The organism is Leclercia sp. LSNIH1 (assembly GCF_002902985.1).
Lineage (GTDB): Bacteria > Pseudomonadota > Gammaproteobacteria > Enterobacterales > Enterobacteriaceae > Enterobacter.
This window is the reverse complement of record NZ_CP026167.1, coordinates 4693881-4711429: the sequence shown is the minus strand read 5'-3', so window position 1 is coordinate 4711429 and position 17549 is coordinate 4693881. Positions and strand designations below refer to the sequence as shown.

General features: G+C 57.8%; 17 protein-coding genes. 3 read left to right on the top strand and 14 right to left on the bottom strand.

What is annotated here, in order from left to right; genetic code table 11:
• Positions 1-4: 4 nt before the first annotated feature.
• Positions 5-379: a hypothetical protein gene (locus C2U54_RS27810; RefSeq protein ID WP_123912595.1), complete on the bottom strand. Its 375-nt coding sequence runs from the start codon at positions 377-379 to the stop codon at positions 5-7.
• Between the two features lie 338 nt (positions 380-717).
• Positions 718-948, bottom strand: a complete 231-nt coding sequence (locus tag C2U54_RS23205; protein WP_103180903.1) for a SymE family type I addiction module toxin — start codon at positions 946-948, stop codon at positions 718-720.
• 190 nt (positions 949-1138) lie between these two features.
• Here C2U54_RS23205 and C2U54_RS23200 point away from each other — a divergent pair, with 190 nt between their 5' ends.
• Complete coding sequence (locus tag C2U54_RS23200; RefSeq protein WP_103180902.1) at positions 1139-1483, top strand: nitrous oxide-stimulated promoter family protein; 345 nt, start codon at positions 1139-1141, stop codon at positions 1481-1483.
• A gap of 4 nt (positions 1484-1487) precedes the next feature.
• On the opposite strand, the gene C2U54_RS23195 is transcribed toward C2U54_RS23200, so the two are convergent.
• The 6 genes from C2U54_RS23195 to ascF all read right to left on the bottom strand — a co-directional run bounded on the left by C2U54_RS23195 (position 1488) and on the right by ascF (position 8618).
• A complete protein-coding gene (locus C2U54_RS23195; protein ID WP_103180901.1) occupies positions 1488-2720 on the bottom strand; it encodes an MDR family MFS transporter in 1233 nt (410 codons plus the stop codon).
• 13 nt (positions 2721-2733) lie between these two features.
• Positions 2734-3495 (bottom strand): ABC transporter ATP-binding protein, encoded by a 762-nt coding sequence (locus tag C2U54_RS23190; protein WP_103180900.1) that lies wholly within the window; start codon positions 3493-3495, stop codon positions 2734-2736.
• The gene (locus C2U54_RS23185) at positions 3495-4532 is read right to left on the bottom strand and encodes a FecCD family ABC transporter permease (RefSeq protein WP_103180899.1); all 1038 of its coding nucleotides are present in this window, start codon (positions 4530-4532) and stop codon (positions 3495-3497) included. The genes C2U54_RS23190 and C2U54_RS23185 overlap by 1 nt, the downstream gene beginning before the upstream one ends.
• A complete protein-coding gene (locus C2U54_RS23180; protein WP_103180898.1) occupies positions 4532-5530 on the bottom strand; it encodes an ABC transporter substrate-binding protein in 999 nt (332 codons plus the stop codon). Before C2U54_RS23180 ends, C2U54_RS23185 begins: the two co-directional genes overlap by 1 nt.
• A 193-nt stretch (positions 5531-5723) precedes the next feature.
• Positions 5724-7148: a 6-phospho-beta-glucosidase gene (locus C2U54_RS23175; RefSeq protein WP_103180897.1), complete on the bottom strand. Its 1425-nt coding sequence runs from the start codon at positions 7146-7148 to the stop codon at positions 5724-5726.
• Between the two features lie 18 nt (positions 7149-7166).
• Entirely contained in the window at positions 7167-8618 is a 1452-nt protein-coding gene (gene ascF, locus C2U54_RS23170; protein WP_103180896.1) for a PTS cellobiose/arbutin/salicin transporter subunit IIBC, read from the bottom strand.
• Between the two features lie 244 nt (positions 8619-8862).
• Between ascF and C2U54_RS23165 the strand changes: the two genes are divergently transcribed.
• Complete coding sequence (locus tag C2U54_RS23165) at positions 8863-9876, top strand: LacI family DNA-binding transcriptional regulator (RefSeq protein ID WP_103180895.1); 1014 nt, start codon at positions 8863-8865, stop codon at positions 9874-9876.
• A 350-nt stretch (positions 9877-10226) separates the two neighbouring features.
• Here C2U54_RS23165 and norW read toward each other — a convergent pair whose 3' ends face one another.
• A complete protein-coding gene (gene norW / locus C2U54_RS23155; RefSeq protein ID WP_103180893.1) occupies positions 10227-11360 on the bottom strand; it encodes an NADH:flavorubredoxin reductase NorW in 1134 nt (377 codons plus the stop codon).
• Positions 11357-12805, bottom strand: coding sequence for an anaerobic nitric oxide reductase flavorubredoxin (gene norV / locus C2U54_RS23150; RefSeq protein WP_103180892.1), 1449 nt, complete (start codon positions 12803-12805; stop codon positions 11357-11359). The genes norW and norV overlap by 4 nt, the downstream gene beginning before the upstream one ends.
• A 189-nt stretch (positions 12806-12994) precedes the next feature.
• Between norV and norR the strand changes: the two genes are divergently transcribed.
• A complete protein-coding gene (gene norR, locus C2U54_RS23145) occupies positions 12995-14509 on the top strand; it encodes a nitric oxide reductase transcriptional regulator NorR (protein WP_103180891.1) in 1515 nt (504 codons plus the stop codon).
• Here the strand turns inward: norR and gutQ are convergent.
• From gutQ to srlD, 4 genes are all read right to left on the bottom strand, one after another.
• Entirely contained in the window at positions 14506-15471 is a 966-nt protein-coding gene (gene gutQ / locus C2U54_RS23140; protein ID WP_103180890.1) for an arabinose-5-phosphate isomerase GutQ, read from the bottom strand. The genes norR and gutQ overlap by 4 nt on opposite strands.
• Positions 15464-16237 carry a glucitol operon DNA-binding transcriptional repressor SrlR gene (gene srlR / locus C2U54_RS23135; RefSeq protein ID WP_103180889.1) on the bottom strand — a complete coding sequence of 258 codons (774 nt, stop codon included), beginning with the start codon at positions 16235-16237 and terminating at the stop codon, positions 15464-15466. Before srlR ends, gutQ begins: the two co-directional genes overlap by 8 nt.
• A 63-nt stretch (positions 16238-16300) precedes the next feature.
• Complete coding sequence (gutM, locus tag C2U54_RS23130) at positions 16301-16660, bottom strand: transcriptional regulator GutM (protein ID WP_103180888.1); 360 nt, start codon at positions 16658-16660, stop codon at positions 16301-16303.
• Between the two features lie 98 nt (positions 16661-16758).
• On the bottom strand, positions 16759-17538 hold the full coding sequence (gene srlD, locus C2U54_RS23125) for a sorbitol-6-phosphate dehydrogenase (RefSeq protein WP_103180887.1): 780 nt from the start codon (positions 17536-17538) through the stop codon (positions 16759-16761).
• Positions 17539-17549 lie beyond the last annotated feature (11 nt).

Sequence of the window (17549 nt, the reverse complement as noted above, 5' to 3'; positions counted from 1 at the left end):
TTAATTATTTCTGATCGGAATTATCACCCGATCTTGCTGTGCGAGATTTTTCAATCCCAAAAATAGCCATACCAACATCTTCAATTTTGCCAACGAACTTATCGACATTCAACCCTGCAAAGAAGGCAAATGCCATATATCCGTAGTCACCACCACTGCCATTTTGTGATGCATCTAACACTATTAATCCAGCTTTAAGGAATAGATAAGCCACTACACCGCAGATGCCACTAACGATAGGTCTTAATACATACCAAACATGCCAACGGTCATCCCAACAATTCCTAACACATTTGTTTAGATATACTCCACGAATGCAGTAAAGAGTTCCACCAAGAACACCTATCAATCCACAACGAATCATGAGCTTCTTACTCATGATCCATTCAGGGAATACATCGCCCTTTACTAATCCTGCATACACAAGCACAACAAGTAAGAGTAATGTGAAGAGATAACCGATTATCCTTTTCATATGTAGCCTATAAGTAACTTTTGAAGAGGGTTTTTATATTTATTCATTTTAGATCATGACATTAGATTGTCTAGAGAAGTACTGCTGCATCATAGGGGTATGGGCGTCAAAATTATCGGTAGTGGTCATGGAGTGATGATGTCCATTTCTTTGAAAACAGTGCTGTTCAGGCGACGTTAGGGTCGTGTATTACCGCTATTGTCGCATGAAAAAATGGCCCGGCGCAGCAAAATGTCACCGCCTTAGTCCGGCTCTTCGCCGACCAGCTCAATCACCAGTTTTCCTTGTTCCACCAGCACCCGTACCCGGGAATGGGTTTTAAAACCGGCCTCTTCCAGCCAGTCGCCCTTTAAACTCAACGCGGCGTGTACGCTGTAGCGGGTCGGGATCTTGGTCTTGCGATCCTCATGGCGCTTTCTGAAATACCCCACAGTGAGCTGACGGCTGGGTCTGGAAATGCTGATATCTGACATAGAAACTCCTTTTTCTCAGGCAAGGATAAGGTGATAAAAAATACCTGTATAAAATGCCAGTAAAATGAACCTGAGACAAACGCAGAACTGCGAAGCGTCTTCAGAAAACGAAATGTAAAATATGAAATCGGGCTGAATATCCAGCCTGAAAAGGGTATTATAAATACAACTTATTATTAGGTATCAGACTATGGCAGGAAAACGGATCGCGCGTGAAAAAGAGACCATCCGCAAGATGATCGCGCTCTATGAAAAGCAGTGCCCGCAGGCCTCTATAGAGGCGGGGCATTACGCAGCGCTGAATGCGTATGCCGACAAGCGGCTGGATAAATGCGTGTTTGGCGAAGAGAAACCGGCCTGCAAGCAGTGCCCGGTCCACTGCTACCAGCCCGCGAAGCGTGAAGAGATGAAGCAGGTCATGCGTTGGGCGGGGCCGCGCATGCTCTGGCGTCACCCGATTCTGACGATTTGCCATCTGATTGACGATCGCCGCCCGGTGCCAGAGCTGCCGGAAAAGTACCGCCCGAAAAAGTAACCATTCAGGTGCGCGGCCTGCGCATCGGGCGACAGATTGCCACCATAGCAATTGCACTGCACAGCGGGAATACCGCCAGCACCAGCCACGGAACGATCGCCCCGGTGGATGGCGTCAGCGCCCGATCGAGCAGATCGCCGAGCAGTAAATTTCCCGCCAGCACCGCACAGCCCCCAGCGGTAGCCAGTGCGCCATAGTGCGCACCCAGGGTCGATTCGCTGGCAAACCATGGCACCACATCTTTTCCTGCCGGTACCAGCAGCATCTGCCCGGTGGTCAGCAGGGTGACAAAACAGGCCGCAGGCAGCAGCCGCAGTAACCCCGTGCCCGGCGGCGAAGAGGCAAACAGCGCGACGCTCAGAAACGCGGCGGCGATAAGCAGAAAACCCACCGGCAGGACCCGCACCGCGCCCACCCGACGGGCAAAACGCGCCAGCGGAAGCTGAAAGAGGATCACCAGCCCCGAGGCCAGCATAAACAGCGGGCCAAGATCTTTCTCGCTGCCGCCAGCACGCTGGATCTCCACCGGGAGCGCCAGATAGAGCTGGTTATAGCTCAACAGCCAGCTGCTCCAGGCGATGATAAACGCCACGAACCGCGGCTGGCGAAAGGTGATCCACCAGGGGGTGATATGCAGCGGCTGGTTTTTTGCTGAGCCTGAAGGTAAACAGAAGAACAGCACTATCAGCGCCACCACGAAGACCGCGGCCCCGGCCAGCGCCACCTGACGAAAACCCAGGCCGGTGAGCAGGGCACCCGCGACCGGGCCCAGGACGGCCCCCAACTCGCCACATACCGCAAAGAGGGCGAACCACTCGGCGCGGCTGCGTTTTCCCTGCGCCTCGCTGCGGGTTCCGGCTTTAGCCAGTAAGGCTTCGATGGAGGGGGAGAAGAGCGCGCCCCCGATCCCGGTGAGGCACGCCCCGGCAATAATGACCGGCAGGCTGTAACCAAAGGCCAGCAGCAGATAGCCCACCACCCGTACAACGCAGCCGCAAAGAATAATGATGCGCGCGCCGTAGCGGTCGGAGAGAGCGCCGCCAACGATAAACATCCCCTGCTGGGAGAAGGTCCGCAGCCCGAGCACCAGCCCGATAACGCCGCCGGAGAGCAGCATATCGTCGCGTAAAAAAATCGCCAGGAAGGGGACGACGGCATAAAAACCGATGTTGAAAACAAACTGGCTGCCCAGTAAGACGGGCGGCCAGAGTTGCGTCGCGGGGCGAATGGATAGCACCTGTTATTTTGCCTCAGACGAGGAAGTGAATATGTTTTTTGCCATGATCGGGGGAGAGCTCAATGCGGGTTTTCACCCGGAATATCTCCCACAGCAGCTCTTCGGTCAGGATCGCCTGCGGCGTACCGCTGGCGACAACGCGCCCTTTTTGCATCACGATCAGCGCATCACAGAACATAGAGGCGTGGTTAAGATCGTGAATGGCGACGATGCTGGTGACCGGCAGCTGGCTAATCAACTGCATCAATTGCATCTGATGGTGAATATCCAGGTGGTTAGTGGGTTCATCCAGCAGGATCTCGGTTGGCATTTGCGCCAGCGCCCGGGCGATGTGCACCCGCTGGCGCTCGCCGCCGGAGAGGCTCAGCCAGCCCTGCTCGCTATGATGCAGCATATCCACCGTCTTCAGCGCCTGGTTTACCGTTTCGTCATCCTGCGCCGTCCAGCCGGAGAAAGGGGAGTGGTGCGGAATACGCCCCAGCTTCACCACATCCCGCACGCGCATGTTGGCGTCGGTCATGCCATGCTGTTCCACAAAGGCTACCCGCCGGGCGAGCTGCTTTTTCGGGATGCCACTGATGCTTTTGCCATCCAGCGCGACGGTGCCGCTATGGGGGCGACGTAACCCGGCCAGGATCCGCAGCAGCGAGGATTTGCCGGAGCCGTTTGGCCCCAGCAGGCCGACGGTCTGCCCCTGGGATACTGCCAGCGAGACATTGTCGACGATGACCTTTTTACCCACCTTCCAGGTGATATTTTCAGCAGTGATGCTCATCACTTATTCCTTGAACGGTAGATAATCACAGCAAAGAACGGGACGCCCACCAGCGCGGTAACGACGCCCACCGGCAGGCTTTGCGGAGCGATCAGCAGGCGTGAGGCGATATCCGCCAGCACCATCAGGATGGCACCCGCCAGCGCGCTGGCGATAAGCAGCGTGCGGTGCAGCGGACCAAAGAAGAAGCGCATCATGTGTGGCACCACCAGGCCGACAAAGCCGATGGAACCCGCCATGCTGACGATGGTGGCGGTCATCAGTGCGGTAACGATGAACAGGATCAGCCGCACCCAAGGGACGGCGATCCCCAGCGAGGCGGCGGCATCATCGCCAAAGGTGAAGGCGTCGAGCGCCCGGGCGTACCAGAGGCAGACAGCCAGACCGACCAGCACCGCGACCAGCACCATCTGTAACTCGGGCCATCTCACGCCGCTAAAGCTGCCCAGCAGCCAGAACATCACGTCGCGCGCCTGCTGGGCGCTGGCCGAGGTGCTGACGGTCCAGGCGGTGATGGCGTTAAACAGTTGCGAGGCGGCAACCCCGGCAAGGATGGTGCGTTCACTGCCGCCGCGGGCACCGTTCGTCAGCAGGGCCACAAACGCGAAGGCGGTAAACGCCCCGGCGAAGGCCCCGGCGGAAAGCGTCACGGTACCGCTGCCAATGCCCAGCACGACCACGGAGACCGCCCCGGTTGACGCCCCGGCGGAGACCCCCAGGACGTAGGGTTCGGCGAGGGCGTTTTTCAGCAGGCTTTGCAGCACCGCGCCGCAGATAGCCAGACCCGCACCGCAGCAGGCCGCCACCAGCGCCCGGCTCAGGCGAAAGTCCCAGATCACGCTCTCATAGATGCGATTGAGCGGCACCTCGGTTAAGCCCATCTTATTGGTAATGGCGTAGAACACGCTCTGCAGGGGGATCGACAACTCCCCCACGCTGACGCCAAAAGCGATAACCAGCAGCAGCGCGACCACCGCCAGGAAACCCGAAGCTGGCAACAGCCAGCTCAGGCGGGTCTGTTGTACTACCGCGGTCATTAATTCAGTTCCATTTTTCTGAGCTGTTCACCAATCTGCTCCGCGCCGTAAAGGGTGCGGATGGTCGGGTTCATCGCCTGGCCGTCCATCACCACGATGTGGCCTTTTTTCACCGCGTCGAGCTGGCTGACGGCGGGATCGCTTTTCAGGAATTTGATTTTTTCCTCGGCGTTATCCAGCGCCCAGCGGTTGCGGTCGAGGCTGGAGACCACGATCACGTCCGGGTTGGCCGCGATAATGCTTTCCCAGCCGACGGTCGGCCATTCCGTTTCAGAGGTGATGGCGTTGTGGCCACCCAGCACGTTAGCAATAAAGCCGGAGGCGCTGTTTTTACCGCCGACGTAAGCGTCAGAAGAGGGGGAGGAGCTGGAGAACCAGAAGACAAATGAGAGATCTTTCTTGTTTTTGCTGAACTCAGCCCGCAGGTCGGCTTCACGCTTTTTGAAATCGGCAATCAACGCCTGGCCGCGATCTTCGACGTTAAAGATTTTGGCGAAATCCTCAATCTCTTTATACAGGAAGGTCATATCCCAGAGCTTCTGGCGGCTGCCGTACATATCGCCGATATCTTTTTTGGTGGCGCACATGCCCGGCGACATGTAGCTGTTGACGCCGACGGTGGCCAGATCTTCGCGTTTGGCGACTTTACTCTCTGGCCCCAGTAGCAGCGGCAGCTGGGCCGGAACGAAGTCCGGGTTTTGCGCAAGGATAGACTCCAGCGTCGGGATCTCAACGGTCAGCAATTTAACTTTTTCATTCTTTTCAGCGAGTTCAGGCAGCACTTTGGTCGGCCAGAAGGCGCTGGCGGCAACCTTATCCTGCAGGCCCAGCAGTAAGAGAATTTCTACGGTGTTCTGGCCCAGTGCCACCACGCGCTCTGGCGCTTTGGTGAAGGTCTCTTTATAGCCGCAGTTCTCGATCGTCAGAGGGTAGGTGGTTGCAAAAGCAGAACCGGCTGTCGCGATCAGCAAGCCTAATGCACTGATGATCTTTTTCATGAAACGCTATCCTTCATTAATTTATTGATGACAGCCCGGGAGCATGGCTGAGAATGAATATCATTTATTATGGCGGGGTTTTATACAATGATATATTCACGGTGTCAATGAACGATAATAACGTCATGAAATTATTGGATTTCATAGGGGATTTGTAGGCCGGGCAAGCGTAGCGCCGCCCGGCGAAGGGGGTTTAATCTAAATCTGCACCGTTGCTGGCAATCACTTTCTTGTACCACCAGAACGATTTTTTGCGTTTGCGTTCGAGGGTGCCGTTGCCGGCATCATCGCGATCGACATAGATAAAGCCGTAGCGCTTGCTCATCTCGCCGGTGGAGGCGGCAACCAGATCGATGCAGCCCCAGCTGGTGTAGCCCATCAGCGGAATGCCATCTTCAATGGCGTCGCCCATCGCGCGGATATGCTCCCGCAGGTAGCTGATGCGGTAGTCGTCGTTAATCTCACCGTTGGCGTCCATCTCATCCTTCGCGCCTAAGCCGTTCTCCACCAGGAACAGGGGCTTCTGGTAGCGGTCGTACATCATGTTCATGGTAATGCGCAGGCCCAGCGGGTCGATGCCCCAGCCCCACTCGCTGACGTCAATATGCGGGTTACGCAGGGATTTCACGATATTGGCCGCGCTGGTGTTGTTGGCATTCATATCCGCCGAGGCGCAGCGCGAGGCGTAATAGCTGAATGAGACAAAATCGACGGTGTTTGTCAGCAGTGCGTCATCACCCGGATCTTTGACAATCACCACCCCCTTTTCGCGGAACACGCGAGCAGAGTAGGCCGGGTAGCGGCCACGGGCCTGGACGTCGATAAAGAACAGGTTCTCACGATCTTTTTCTAATGCCGTCCACACATCTTCTGGTTTGCAGGAGTAGGGGTAGAAGTTACCGCCCGCCAGCATGCAGCCCACCTGGTTTTGTGGGTTCACCTCGTGGGCAATTTTGGTTGCCAGCGCGCTGGCAACCAGCTCATGGTGGGCGGCCTGATACTTCACCTGATCCTCATTTTCACCTTCCTCAAACACCAGCCCGGCACCGGAGAAGGGGCTGTGCAGCATGATGTTGATCTCGTTGAAGGTGAGCCAGTATTTCACCAGCCCGTTAAATTCTTCGAAGCAGGTGCGGGCGTAGCGGGCGAAAAAATCGACCATCTTGCGGTTGCGCCAGGAGCCATACTCGGTCACCAGATGCATCGGCACGTCAAAGTGGCAGAGGGTTACCAGCGGTTCGATATTGTACTTTTTACACTCCTCGAACACGGCCCGGTAAAAGGCAATCCCTTCTTTATTAGGCAGCGGTTCGTCGCCGTTCGGATAGAGGCGGCTCCAGGCAATGGAGGTACGGAATACCGTGAAGCCCATCTCGGCCATTAAGGCGATATCTTCTTTATAGCGATGGTAAAAATCGATCGCGTCGTGGCTGGGATAGAACTCGTCGTCACGCAGCGAAAAGCGTTTTTCCTTGCCGACCTTCACCGCCAGGCGGTTTGCGCCGTGGGGGATCATATCGACGGTGGTCAGGCCCTTGCCGCCCTCGCGGTATGCGCCTTCGCTCTGGTTAGCGGCCAGTGCGCCGCCCCATAAAAATCCTTGTGGAAAAACTGACATTCTTACCTCGCTATAAATTTATGCTTGTGCTGCTTTGGCCTGAACCGGTGCGGATTGCAGCGCACGCGCTTTTTCTGCTTCGTCTTCTACCGGGATATCTTCAAAGCCCAGAATCAGGGTCAGCACGAAAGAGAGCACCACGGCCAGGGCCATGACTCCGAATACCCAGACGATGGACATCGGGTTGGCCGGGTCGAAGAACTGGACGCTGGTAAACAGGCCCGGCGCCGCCATCGAGTGGCTGGCCAGCCCGGCGATCCCGGCCACGGCGCCGCAGATAAAGCCGCTGATCAGGCTCGCAATTAAAGGACGTTTCAGACGAACCGCCACGCCGTACAGCGCCGGTTCAGAGATCCCGGCCATGATGGCGGAAGCGGCCGCGGCTAGCGCCGTCTGGCGCAGTTCCGGGTTTTTGGTTTTCCAGGCGACCGCCAGCGACGAACCGCCGAGGGAGAGGTTGGCGCCGATTTCTGACGGCATCACCATCCCCTCTTTGCCCGTTTCGGCAATGGTCTGAATGATGGTAGGCGTAAAGACGCGGTGCATCCCGGTCATCACCAGCAGCGGCCACAGCGCGCCCATGATGGCGACGGAGAGCCAGCCCAGATAGCCGTGAATGGTGTAAACCAGCGCGGAGATGCCGCTACCGATCCAGATCCCCAGCGGCCCAATCAGGACGATGGCGAGCGGGGCGGCAATCAGCACGATCAGCATTGGCTTGAGGAAGTTTTTCGTCACCGCCGGGGTGATTTTGTCCACCCAGCGTTCGATATAGGACAGGCACCAGGTCATCACCAGCGCCGGGATCACCGTATAGGTATATTTCACCGCCGTCACCGGCACAAACGCGAACTCAACGTGCTCGCCCTGCGCCGCTTTCGCCATCAGCTCAATAAAGCTCGGGTGGACCAGCACGCCCGCAATGGCGATCGCCAGCGACATGTTGGTTTTGAATTTCACCGCCGCAGAGGCGGCCACCATCAGCGGCAGGAAGAAGAACGCGCCGTCGCCGATTACGGTCAGGATCGTCAGCGTCGGATCGCCTTTGGTCAGCACGCCGCTCATCTCAAGGATCATCGCCAGCAGCTTGACCATCGACCCGCCGATGATCGCCGGGATCAGCGGTGACATGGTGCCGATCAGGGCATCAAGAATGCCCGCCCCAATGCGTTTCAGGGTCAGCTTTTGCGGCCCCTGGGGTGCGGCAGGCTGCATGTCGGCGGGCAGCAGGTTGACCACCTCGCGGTAAGCCTGGGAAACGGTATTGCCGATGATCACCTGGCACTGGTTGTCGTTGCGCACGACGCCCAGCACGCCGCTGATGCTTTTCAGCGTCGCGCTGTCGATCAGGCTTTCGTCTTTTGCCACGAAGCGCAGACGGGTCATGCAATGGGTGACCGCGACGATATTCTCTTTGCCGCCGAGCGCGCTGACAACGGCATTCGCCAGCGCAGCATAATTTTTGGCCATCGGGTTGTATCCTGTTTTATCAGTAAGGTACGTCTTCATCGGGGTGAGCGATGAAACTTATATAGGAAACCGGTTCCACAAAATCATGAAGAGTTTCCTGGAATCTAACAAGATCACGTTTTAGCCATTTTTTAAATTCGTGATGGCGATCACCTGGCGTGTTAAAAAGCGTGTGACAGACGCTGCGACAATTTTCACGCGGTGCAGTACACTGCCGCTCACGGGATTAAGACGGAACAGATGCATGACCACGATGCTGGAAGTGGCGAAGCGGGCAGGGGTCTCGAAGGCGACGGTTTCCCGGGTGCTTTCGGGCAATGGCTACGTGAGCCAGGAGACAAAAGACAAGGTTTTTCAGGCGATTGAAGAGAGCGGGTATCGGCCTAATTTACTGGCGCGTAACCTGGCGACCAAAAGCACGCAAACCCTTGGGCTGGTGGTGACCAACACCCTCTACCACGGGGTCTATTTCAGCGAGCTGCTGTTCCATGCCGCCAGAATGACCGAAGAGAAGGGACGTCAGCTGATCCTCGCCGACGGTAAGCACAGCGCCGATGAGGAGCGCGAGGCGATTCAGTACCTGCTGGATATGCGCTGCGATGCGATCATCATCTACCCGCGTTTTCTCAGCGTTGATGAGATGGACGAGATCATCCAGAAACACGCCCAGCCGGTGATCGTGCTTAACCGCCGCCTGCGTAAAAACAGCAGCCACTGCGTCTGGTCAGATCATAAAGCCTCCAGCCAGGCGGCGGTATCGACCCTTATCGAGCAGGGCCACCGCGATATCGCGTTTATCACCGGATCGCTCGATTCCCCCACCGGGATCGAACGCCTTTCCGGCTACAAAGAGGCCCTTGCTGCGCACCGCATTCCGCTACGCGAGTCGCTGATTGTCGAGGGTAAATGGCACCCGGCCAGCGGCGCGGCAGGGGTGGCGACGCTGCTGGCGCGCGGCGAGCATTTTACCGCGCTGGTGGCGAGCAATGACGACATGGCGATCGGCGCCATCAAGCAGCTTCACGACAGTGGGGTCGCCGTGCCGGAGGCGGTGTCGGTAGTGGGTTTCGATGACATTGCGATGGCGCCCTACGTGGTACCCTCCCTCTCCAGCGTGCGCGTACCGGTGACAGAGATGGTGAAAGAGACCATCAGCCGTCTGATCTTTATGCTCGATGGTGGGGACTTCACCTTCCGGCAGACCTTCGCCGGAGAGTTGATGCTGCGTGATTCCGTCATCCCCGGCCCGCACCACTGATTTATAGGGCAGCCAGGCACAAGTAAAGCCGAGTCGGCCGCCCGCGGTCAGCGCCATATCCTGCACGTTTTCCAGGGCGTTGAGCGGTGATGGGCTGAGACAGCGCCAGCGAAAAAAGAGGTTCATGCTTCCTGACCTGTCTGAACCAGGCGGCAAGCCAGGTTATTTCCTGGGTGAAGTTTGCCATGTGTCGTCTCCGGTGAAGGAGTAGCGCAACAGTGTAGGCCGGAAAACAGGCTTAAAACCTGACGCGGTTTCATCACTGTTCCGCATTAAAAAAGCCCCGGGCACCGGGGCTGCGAAAGGCAAAGAGTGACAAGCATACAACGAGTAGAACAAGAGTTTGAGGGTTAAACGGGTAAGGCTTTCAGCAGGGCGAAGGCCTCCTTCATACGATCTTCGCTGACCACAAAGGCGCGCAGATTGCCCTCGTTGTCGGCCCCTTTCGCCACCATCCCCTGGGCTTCGATGGCGATCTGCCAGTTCAAATCCTGGCGCTGGGTTTCGCCTGCCAGGTGCAGCGGCAGTTCCGGCGTTTTGACCTTCACCAGCATCGCAGGCAGTTTCAGTGGCGTACTGGCCCCGAGCAGATTCTTCGCCAGATACATGGCGCTTAACTGGATCGGCTGCAGGAACGGCAGCACCTGACCGTTAATTTCGGCGCAGTCGCCCAGAGCATAAATATCGGGCCGGGTGGTTTGCAGATAGCTGTCGACCTTTACCCCGCGATCTGTTTCTGCACCGGCCCGCTGTGCCAGCCCGATTTCCGGGCGCAGGCCGGTGGCGGCAATCACCACATCGACTTCAAGGCAGCGATCCCGATCCAGCAGGGCGCAGATCCCGGTATCGGTTTGGGTCAGGCTTTGCAGCTGGGATTTCAGCAGCAGATGCACCCCCATATCGGTCAGCCGGTGTTGTAAGCGACTGCTCACTTCGGCGGGCATCAGCGCGGAGAGAATGCTGGCGGAATGGTCAACCAGGGTGACCTCTTTCCCGGCCCGGCAAAAATCCATCGCCAGTTCGCTGCCGATAAGACCTGCGCCAACAATCATCACCCGTCGGGCGTCACGCAACGTGCTTTCGCAGGCCCGGTACTCCGTCTGGCTGTTCAGGGTCAGCATCAGCTCGCGGCCTGCAACCGGCGGCACAAAGGCCGAGGCTCCGGTTGCCAGCACCAGTTTGTCATAGGACCACTGCTTGTCTTTCCCTTTGACCACGTGGGCTGCGGCGTCGATGTCGGTGACCCAGGTGTAGGGAAACAGGCGCAGGTTAAACTGTTCGGCAAACTCTCCCGCCGTCTGGCGGGTGAGGTCGTCGGCCTGCTGGCGCTGACTGATAACGTGGCTTAAGTCTGGCTTGTTGTACTCATCCATGCTGTCCGCTGCAATAAGCGTCAGCGGGACGTTCGCATCCTGTTTACGGATGTTTTTCACCAGCTGGCGGGCGGCGAAGCCCGAGCCGATGATGACGATACCGTGGCTCATTTTGCCTCCGATGCCAGTTCTTCAAATACATCTTTACCAAGGGAACATTCCGGGCAGAGGAAATTGTCCGGCACGTCGCTCCACGGGGTACCTGGCGCGACGTCCTGCAGCGGCTCGCCGAGGGTCGGATCGTAGATCCACTGGCAGACGCTGCACTGCATGCAGGGGCCGAGGTCGGCGGTGGTCTCTTCGACGCTGGCGCTTTCTTCCGCCTGAGCGGCAGGTTTCACGCTGGCTTCAGGCAGCGGAGCGAGCGCCCACTGACGGGCAATATCGCGACCATGCTGACGGCAGACTTCCAGCGCATCGAGATCCGGGCGCCATTTCGCCTTCAGGCTCATCGACATTTCAAAGCCCGCGTCCTGCAAACGGGTGGAGAGACGGTCTACCGCGCCGCCACTCCAGCCGTGAGAGCCGAAGGCGCTGGCACGTTTGTTACGGAAGCGCAGGCCGGTCATCTCTTCCACCAGGCCGGCAATTTTCGGCATCATCACGTTGTTCATGGTGGAGGTACCCACCAGCACGCCTTTTGAGCGGAAGACGTTCGTGAGAATGTCGTTTTTATCGCTGCGGGCGACGTTAAAGATTTTCACCGCCACGTTCGGGTCAACTTCATTAATGCCCTGGGCGATGGCGTCGGCCATCATGCGGGTATTGTTGGACATGGTGTCGTAGAAAATGGTGATGCGGTCTTCCTGATAATCCGCCGCCCATTTCAGGTACAGCTCGACGATCTGCGTAGGGTTATCACGCCATACCACACCGTGAGAGGTGGCAATCATATCCACCGGCAGGTTAAAGCCGAGGATCTCGGTGATTTTTGGCGTCACCAGACGGCTGAACGGGGTGAGGATGTTGGCGTAGTAGCGCTGGCACTGCTCAAAGAGTTCGGCCTGATCCACTTCGTCATTGAACAGACGTTCGTCGCAGTAGTGCTGGCCGAAGGCGTCGTTACTGAAGAGCACCGCGTCGCCGGTCATGTAGGTCATCATGCTGTCCGGCCAGTGCAGCATTGGGGTTTCCACGAAGATCAGCTGTTTGCCGTTGCCGATATCCAGAGAGTCGCCGGTTTTCATCACGTTGAAGTTCCACTCCGGATGGTGGTGATGGCCGGTGATGGAGTCGATGGCGTTGGCGGTGCAGTAGATCGGGGTGTCCGGGATGCAGGACATCAGCTCGGTCAGCGCCCCGGCATGGTCCTCTTCCGCATGGTTAATGATGATGTAGTCGATATCGGCCAGGTCGATTTCACTGCGCAGGTTCTGCACGAACTCGCGGCTGAATTTATGATCGACGGTATCGATCAGGACGTTTTTCTCTTCCCGGATGAGATAGCTGTTATAGCTGCTGCCGCGCAGCGTTTTGTACTCCGTTCCGTGAAAATCACGTACTTCCCAGTCACGTTGACCAACCCAATGAATATTGTTTTTAACCAGAATAGACATAGCAACCTCAACTTAATACAGCGCAATTAAATGAAAGATGTCATGCCTATTGCAGGGTGCGTGCCAACTTTTTAAATTATTAATTTTTAATGGTTTTAAAAATAACCGCACTCTTATGATAGTCAATTTGACTGTGTCTGGTATAGTCAATATGACACTGCGTATTGTCAAAATGACAACGAGGCGAGAATGAGTTTTTCTGTAGAGGTGCTGGCGAAAATCGCCATTGAATTGCAGAGCGGCATCGGCCATCAGGATCGCTTTCAGCGGCTGATCTCCACCCTGCGTCACGTGCTGGAGTGCGATGCGTCGGCGCTGCTGCGCTACGAAGGGCGGCAGTTTATCCCGCTGGCGATCGACGGGCTGGCGCAGGATGTGCTGGGGCGGCGCTTCACCCTTGAAGGCCATCCGCGGCTGGAGACCATCGCCCGCGCCGGGGATGTGGTGCGCTTCCCGGCCGACAGCGACCTGCCCGATCCCTACGACGGGTTGATCCCCGGTCAGGAGAGTCTGAAGGTGCACGCCTGTATCGGCCTGCCGCTGTTTGCCGGGCAGAACCTGATTGGCGCGCTGACCCTCGATGGCATGTCGCCGGACCAGTTCGACACCTTCAGCGACGAAGAGTTGAGGCTGATTGCCGCCCTGGCCGCCGGGGCGCTGAATAATGCCCTGCTGATTGAGCAGCTCGAGAGCCAGAACACCCTCTCCACCCGCCCTACGGGGTTTGAGCAGGTAAAAAGCACCGAGATGATTGGCCTCTCGCCGGGCATGATGAGCCTGAAAAAAGAGATTGAGATTGTCGCCGCCTCCGACCTGAACGTGCTGATCGAAGGGGAGACCGGCACCGGTAAAGAGCTGGTGGCCAAAGCCATTCACCAGGCTTCTCCCCGGGCGGTGAATCCGCTGGTCTATCTCAACTGTGCCGCGCTGCCGGAAAGCGTGGCGGAGAGCGAGCTCTTTGGTCACGTCAAAGGGGCGTTTACCGGGGCCATCAGCAACCGCAGCGGCAAGTTTGAGATGGCCGATAACGGCACGCTGTTCCTGGATGAGATTGGCGAGCTGTCGCTGGCGCTGCAGGCTAAGCTGCTGCGCGTATTGCAGTATGGCGATATCCAGCGGGTGGGCGATGACCGCAGCCTGCGGGTCGACGTGCGGGTGCTGGCCGCCACCAACCGCGATCTGCGTGAAGAGGTGCTGGCCGGGAACTTCCGCGCCGATCTGTACCACCGCCTGAGTGTGTTTCCGCTTTCGGTGCCGCCGCTGCGCGAGCGTGGCGAAGATGTGGTACTGCTGGCAGGCTATTTCTGTGAACAGTGCCGGTTGCGGATGGGGTTATCCCGGGTGGTGCTAAGCCCCGGCGCCCGGGCGCATCTGCTGAGCTACGCCTGGCCGGGCAACGTGCGCGAACTGGAACATGCCATTCACCGGGCGGTAGTACTGGCCCGGGCGGCGCGGGCAGGGGATGAAGTGGTGATCCACGCGCAGCACTTTGCTCTGCATGATGAGAGCACACCCGTGGTGACGCCGGAGACGCCGCGCGTTGAGAATCAGAACCTGCGTGAGGCGACGGAGGCGTTTCAGCGCCAGATGATTGTCCGGGCGCTGGAGCAGAACAGCCGCAACTGGGCGGCGAGCGCGAGGGCGCTGGAGACGGACGTCGCCAACCTGCACCGGCTGGCGAAACGTCTGGGTCTTAAGGGTTAGAGAATGCCTGCCTGGTAGAAATCCTGCAGGTTGATGGCACCGCACAGGCGGCCATGGCTATCCACCACCGGCGCGGCGGTGATTTTGCGCTTCATCAAGAGCTCTTTGGCTTCAATGGCGCGGCTGTCGGCATTCAGCGTCAGGCCACCGGCGGTCATGGCGTTGCTGACGGCAATCTCCAGTTTGCCGCCGCTCACCAGCCAGCGGCGCAGGTCGCCGTCGGTGAAGACCCCTTTGACCTGCTGGACATCATCACAGACCGCCACCAGCCCCAGTCCGGTACGGCTCAGCTCCAGCATCGCGTCCATCACGCTGGTATTCAGTTTCACCTGCGGGATAGCCTCGTCGGTGCGCATCAGGTGGTGCACTTTATTCAGCAGGCGTGCTCCCAGGGCGCCTGCCGGGTGCGAGCGGGCAAAATCCTCTTCATTAAACCCGCGGGCCTGCATCACCGCCATCGCCAGCGCATCGCCCATCATCAGCGTGTTGACGGTGCTGGAGGTCGGCGCAAGGTGCATCGGACAGGCTTCGCGCTCCACCGAAATATCCAGCGTGGCGTTGGCGGCCAGCGCCAGCGGCGAGCGGGACTTGCCGGTCATCGCCAGCAGCGCCACCGATTTTTCCTGCAAACGCGGGAGGATCAAATCCAGCTCTTTTGCCGAGCCGGAGTAGGAGATAAAGAGCAGCACGTCGCGACTCTCAATCATCCCCAGATCGCCGTGCAGGGCTTCAGCAGGGTGGACAAAAAAGGCGGGGGTGCCGGTGCTGGCAAGGGTCGCGGCAATCTTCTTGCCGATATGCCCGGATTTGCCGATGCCCGAGACGATCACCTTCCCGTCGCAGTGAATAATGGTATTGGCTGCGCGAACAAAATCTTCCCCCAGACGGTCCGGCAGGCGGCTGGCCTCCTGCAGTTCCAGCATCAGGGTCTGGCGACCCGCGTTTAACAGAAAATCACTCATCACGCTCTCCGGTTACAATCACGTCGATTCCTTTCTCTTCCAGCGCTTTCTTAAACGCCGGATCGATGCCCGCGTCGGTAATCAGCTTATCGACGCTCTCCAGGCTACAGACAATATTCGGGCTTTTACGGCCAAACTTTGACGAGTCCGCCATCAGGATCACCTCCCTGGCGGCATTGCACATCGCTTTACTGACGCTGAACACTTCATTGAAGGTGGTGACGCCCGCGTTGAGGTCGATGCCGTCGGTGCCCATAAACAGGCGGTCGAAGCTGAAATGGTCGAAGGCGTTCTCCGCAAGCTGGCCGTGAAACGAGGCCGACTTTTTGCGGAAGGTGCCGCCGGGCATCAGGATGGTTTGTTCATTGTCGAATTCGGAAAGGGCGTTGACGATATGCAGGCTGTTGGTCATCACCGTGATGTTATTGAAGCGGCTCAGCATTGGCACCATCTGCAGAACCGTGCTGCCCGCATCGAGGATAATGGAGTCGCCGTCATGGATAAATTTTACCGCGGCGTCAGCGATTAACGCCTTCTGATGGGTGTTGATGAGCGTCTTGTGATCGATAGGCGGGTCGGCCTCGTCTTTATTCAGCACCACGCCGCCATAGGTGCGGATCACCGCCCCGGCGTTTTCCAGGATCACCAGATCCTTGCGGATTGTGGTGCCGGTGGTATCAAAGTAGTGGGCCAGATCCTCAACCGAACATTTTCCCTGTTTTTGCAAATGGTCGAGTATGGCCGCCTGCCGCTGGCGGGGTTTCATAGGCGTTGAGTTCCTTAGGTTGCGAAATGATAATTTCGCAAGCTTATAACGTTCACAACGAAATTATCCATGTTTCAATTTAAGCGCTAATGATAGTGCATCTTGACAGAGCGAATCATTGGGAAAGATCACATCGGGCTCTAATTCCTGCAACGCGGTGCCGTTAATCGCTGCAATTTTCACCGGTCGGGCAAAGACCGTCAGCCCACGCATCATCAAGGAGTCACAGACCCGGTGGTTATCATCCAGCGCAATGGCGACAATCACCCGCGGCTTAAAGCGACCGCCGGAGCGGCCCACGCCCACGCGCCCTTTCTGGCAAAGGGCGTCAAAGGCGCGGTTAAAACGATGGATTTGCCAGCCGCCGAGTGCCAGCTGGCACAGCCAGGCGATAACAGCGACGGTGATCAGGGTGGTGACCATGTTTAGCTCCTGTGCTATGGCCGGGCGGCGATACGCTTGCCCGGCCTGGGGTTCGGGGTTTGTAGCCCCGGTAAGCGCAGCGCCCCCGGGGAATGAACTCAGAACATCACCTGCCCACCGGTGACATTGATCGACTGCCCGGTGCAGTAAGAGGCTTTCGGGCTGGCATAAAACAGCAGCATATTCAGCACGTCCTGATAGTCGCAGCCGCGCTTCAGCGGCACTTTATCGATGTAGTATTGCTCCACCTGATCCTCATTAATGCCAAGTTTGGTGGCGTACTGCGGCAGCAGGGACTGGAACATCGGCGATTTCAGCAGGTTGCCGAGCATCAGGGAATGCACGGTAATGCCATATTCCGCCAGATCCAGCGCCAGGGACTGCGTCAGCCCCACGCCGCCGAACTTGGCCGCGCTGTAGCCGGAGTTGTGCTTGCTGCCCACCTTGCCGGATTTGGAGTTGATCTGAATGATGCGCCCGGCAATGCCGTCGCGGATCATCAGGCGCGAGAACTCCCGGGCGCAGAGGAAATAGCCCACCAGGTTCACCTGCAATGAACGGTCGAAATCCCCCAGCTCCACATCGCTGATAAATGCCGCTTTGGCGATCCCGGCGCTGTAGACCAGCAGATCGGTGCGGCCAAAAATCTCGTCCACGCCGCGGGCGAGAGCCAGCACGCTCTGCTCGCTGGTGGCGTCAGCGCCAAATCCCCAGGCCATCCCGTTACCGAATTCGGTATTGATGGCGTCCGCCACGCGGGCGGCCTTTTCACTCTGGATATCGACTACCGCCACGCGGTAACCCTCTGCGGCAAGCCCACGGCAGAGGAACTCCCCTAAGGTTTGTCCTCCACCAATGACAACGGCAACCTGACTCATATTTCTCTCCT

Bases quoted from the DNA above. Each gene is read 5' to 3' on its own strand.
- C2U54_RS23175 (WP_103180897.1), bottom strand. From the start codon at position 7,148: ATGTCAGTTTTTCCACAAGGATTTTTATGGGGCGGCGCACTGGCCGCT.
- gutQ (WP_103180890.1), bottom strand. From the start codon at position 15,471: ATGAGTGATTTTCTGTTAAACGCGGGTCGCCAGACCCTGATGCTGGAA.
- norR (WP_103180891.1), top strand. From the start codon at position 12,995: ATGAGTTTTTCTGTAGAGGTGCTGGCGAAAATCGCCATTGAATTGCAG.
- ascF (WP_103180896.1), bottom strand. From the start codon at position 8,618: ATGGCCAAAAATTATGCTGCGCTGGCGAATGCCGTTGTCAGCGCGCTC.
- norV (WP_103180892.1), bottom strand. From the start codon at position 12,805: ATGTCTATTCTGGTTAAAAACAATATTCATTGGGTTGGTCAACGTGAC.
- C2U54_RS23180 (WP_103180898.1), bottom strand. From the start codon at position 5,530: ATGAAAAAGATCATCAGTGCATTAGGCTTGCTGATCGCGACAGCCGGT.
- srlR (WP_103180889.1), bottom strand. From the start codon at position 16,237: ATGAAACCCCGCCAGCGGCAGGCGGCCATACTCGACCATTTGCAAAAA.
- C2U54_RS23185 (WP_103180899.1), bottom strand. From the start codon at position 4,532: ATGACCGCGGTAGTACAACAGACCCGCCTGAGCTGGCTGTTGCCAGCT.
- norW (WP_103180893.1), bottom strand. From the start codon at position 11,360: ATGAGCCACGGTATCGTCATCATCGGCTCGGGCTTCGCCGCCCGCCAG.
- gutM (WP_103180888.1), bottom strand. From the start codon at position 16,660: ATGGTCACCACCCTGATCACCGTCGCTGTTATCGCCTGGCTGTGCCAG.
- C2U54_RS23190 (WP_103180900.1), bottom strand. From the start codon at position 3,495: ATGAGCATCACTGCTGAAAATATCACCTGGAAGGTGGGTAAAAAGGTC.
- srlD (WP_103180887.1), bottom strand. From the start codon at position 17,538: ATGAGTCAGGTTGCCGTTGTCATTGGTGGAGGACAAACCTTAGGGGAG.
- C2U54_RS23200 (WP_103180902.1), top strand. From the start codon at position 1,139: ATGGCAGGAAAACGGATCGCGCGTGAAAAAGAGACCATCCGCAAGATG.
- C2U54_RS23205 (WP_103180903.1), bottom strand. From the start codon at position 948: ATGTCAGATATCAGCATTTCCAGACCCAGCCGTCAGCTCACTGTGGGG.
- C2U54_RS23165 (WP_103180895.1), top strand. From the start codon at position 8,863: ATGACCACGATGCTGGAAGTGGCGAAGCGGGCAGGGGTCTCGAAGGCG.
- C2U54_RS27810 (WP_123912595.1), bottom strand. From the start codon at position 379: ATGAGTAAGAAGCTCATGATTCGTTGTGGATTGATAGGTGTTCTTGGT.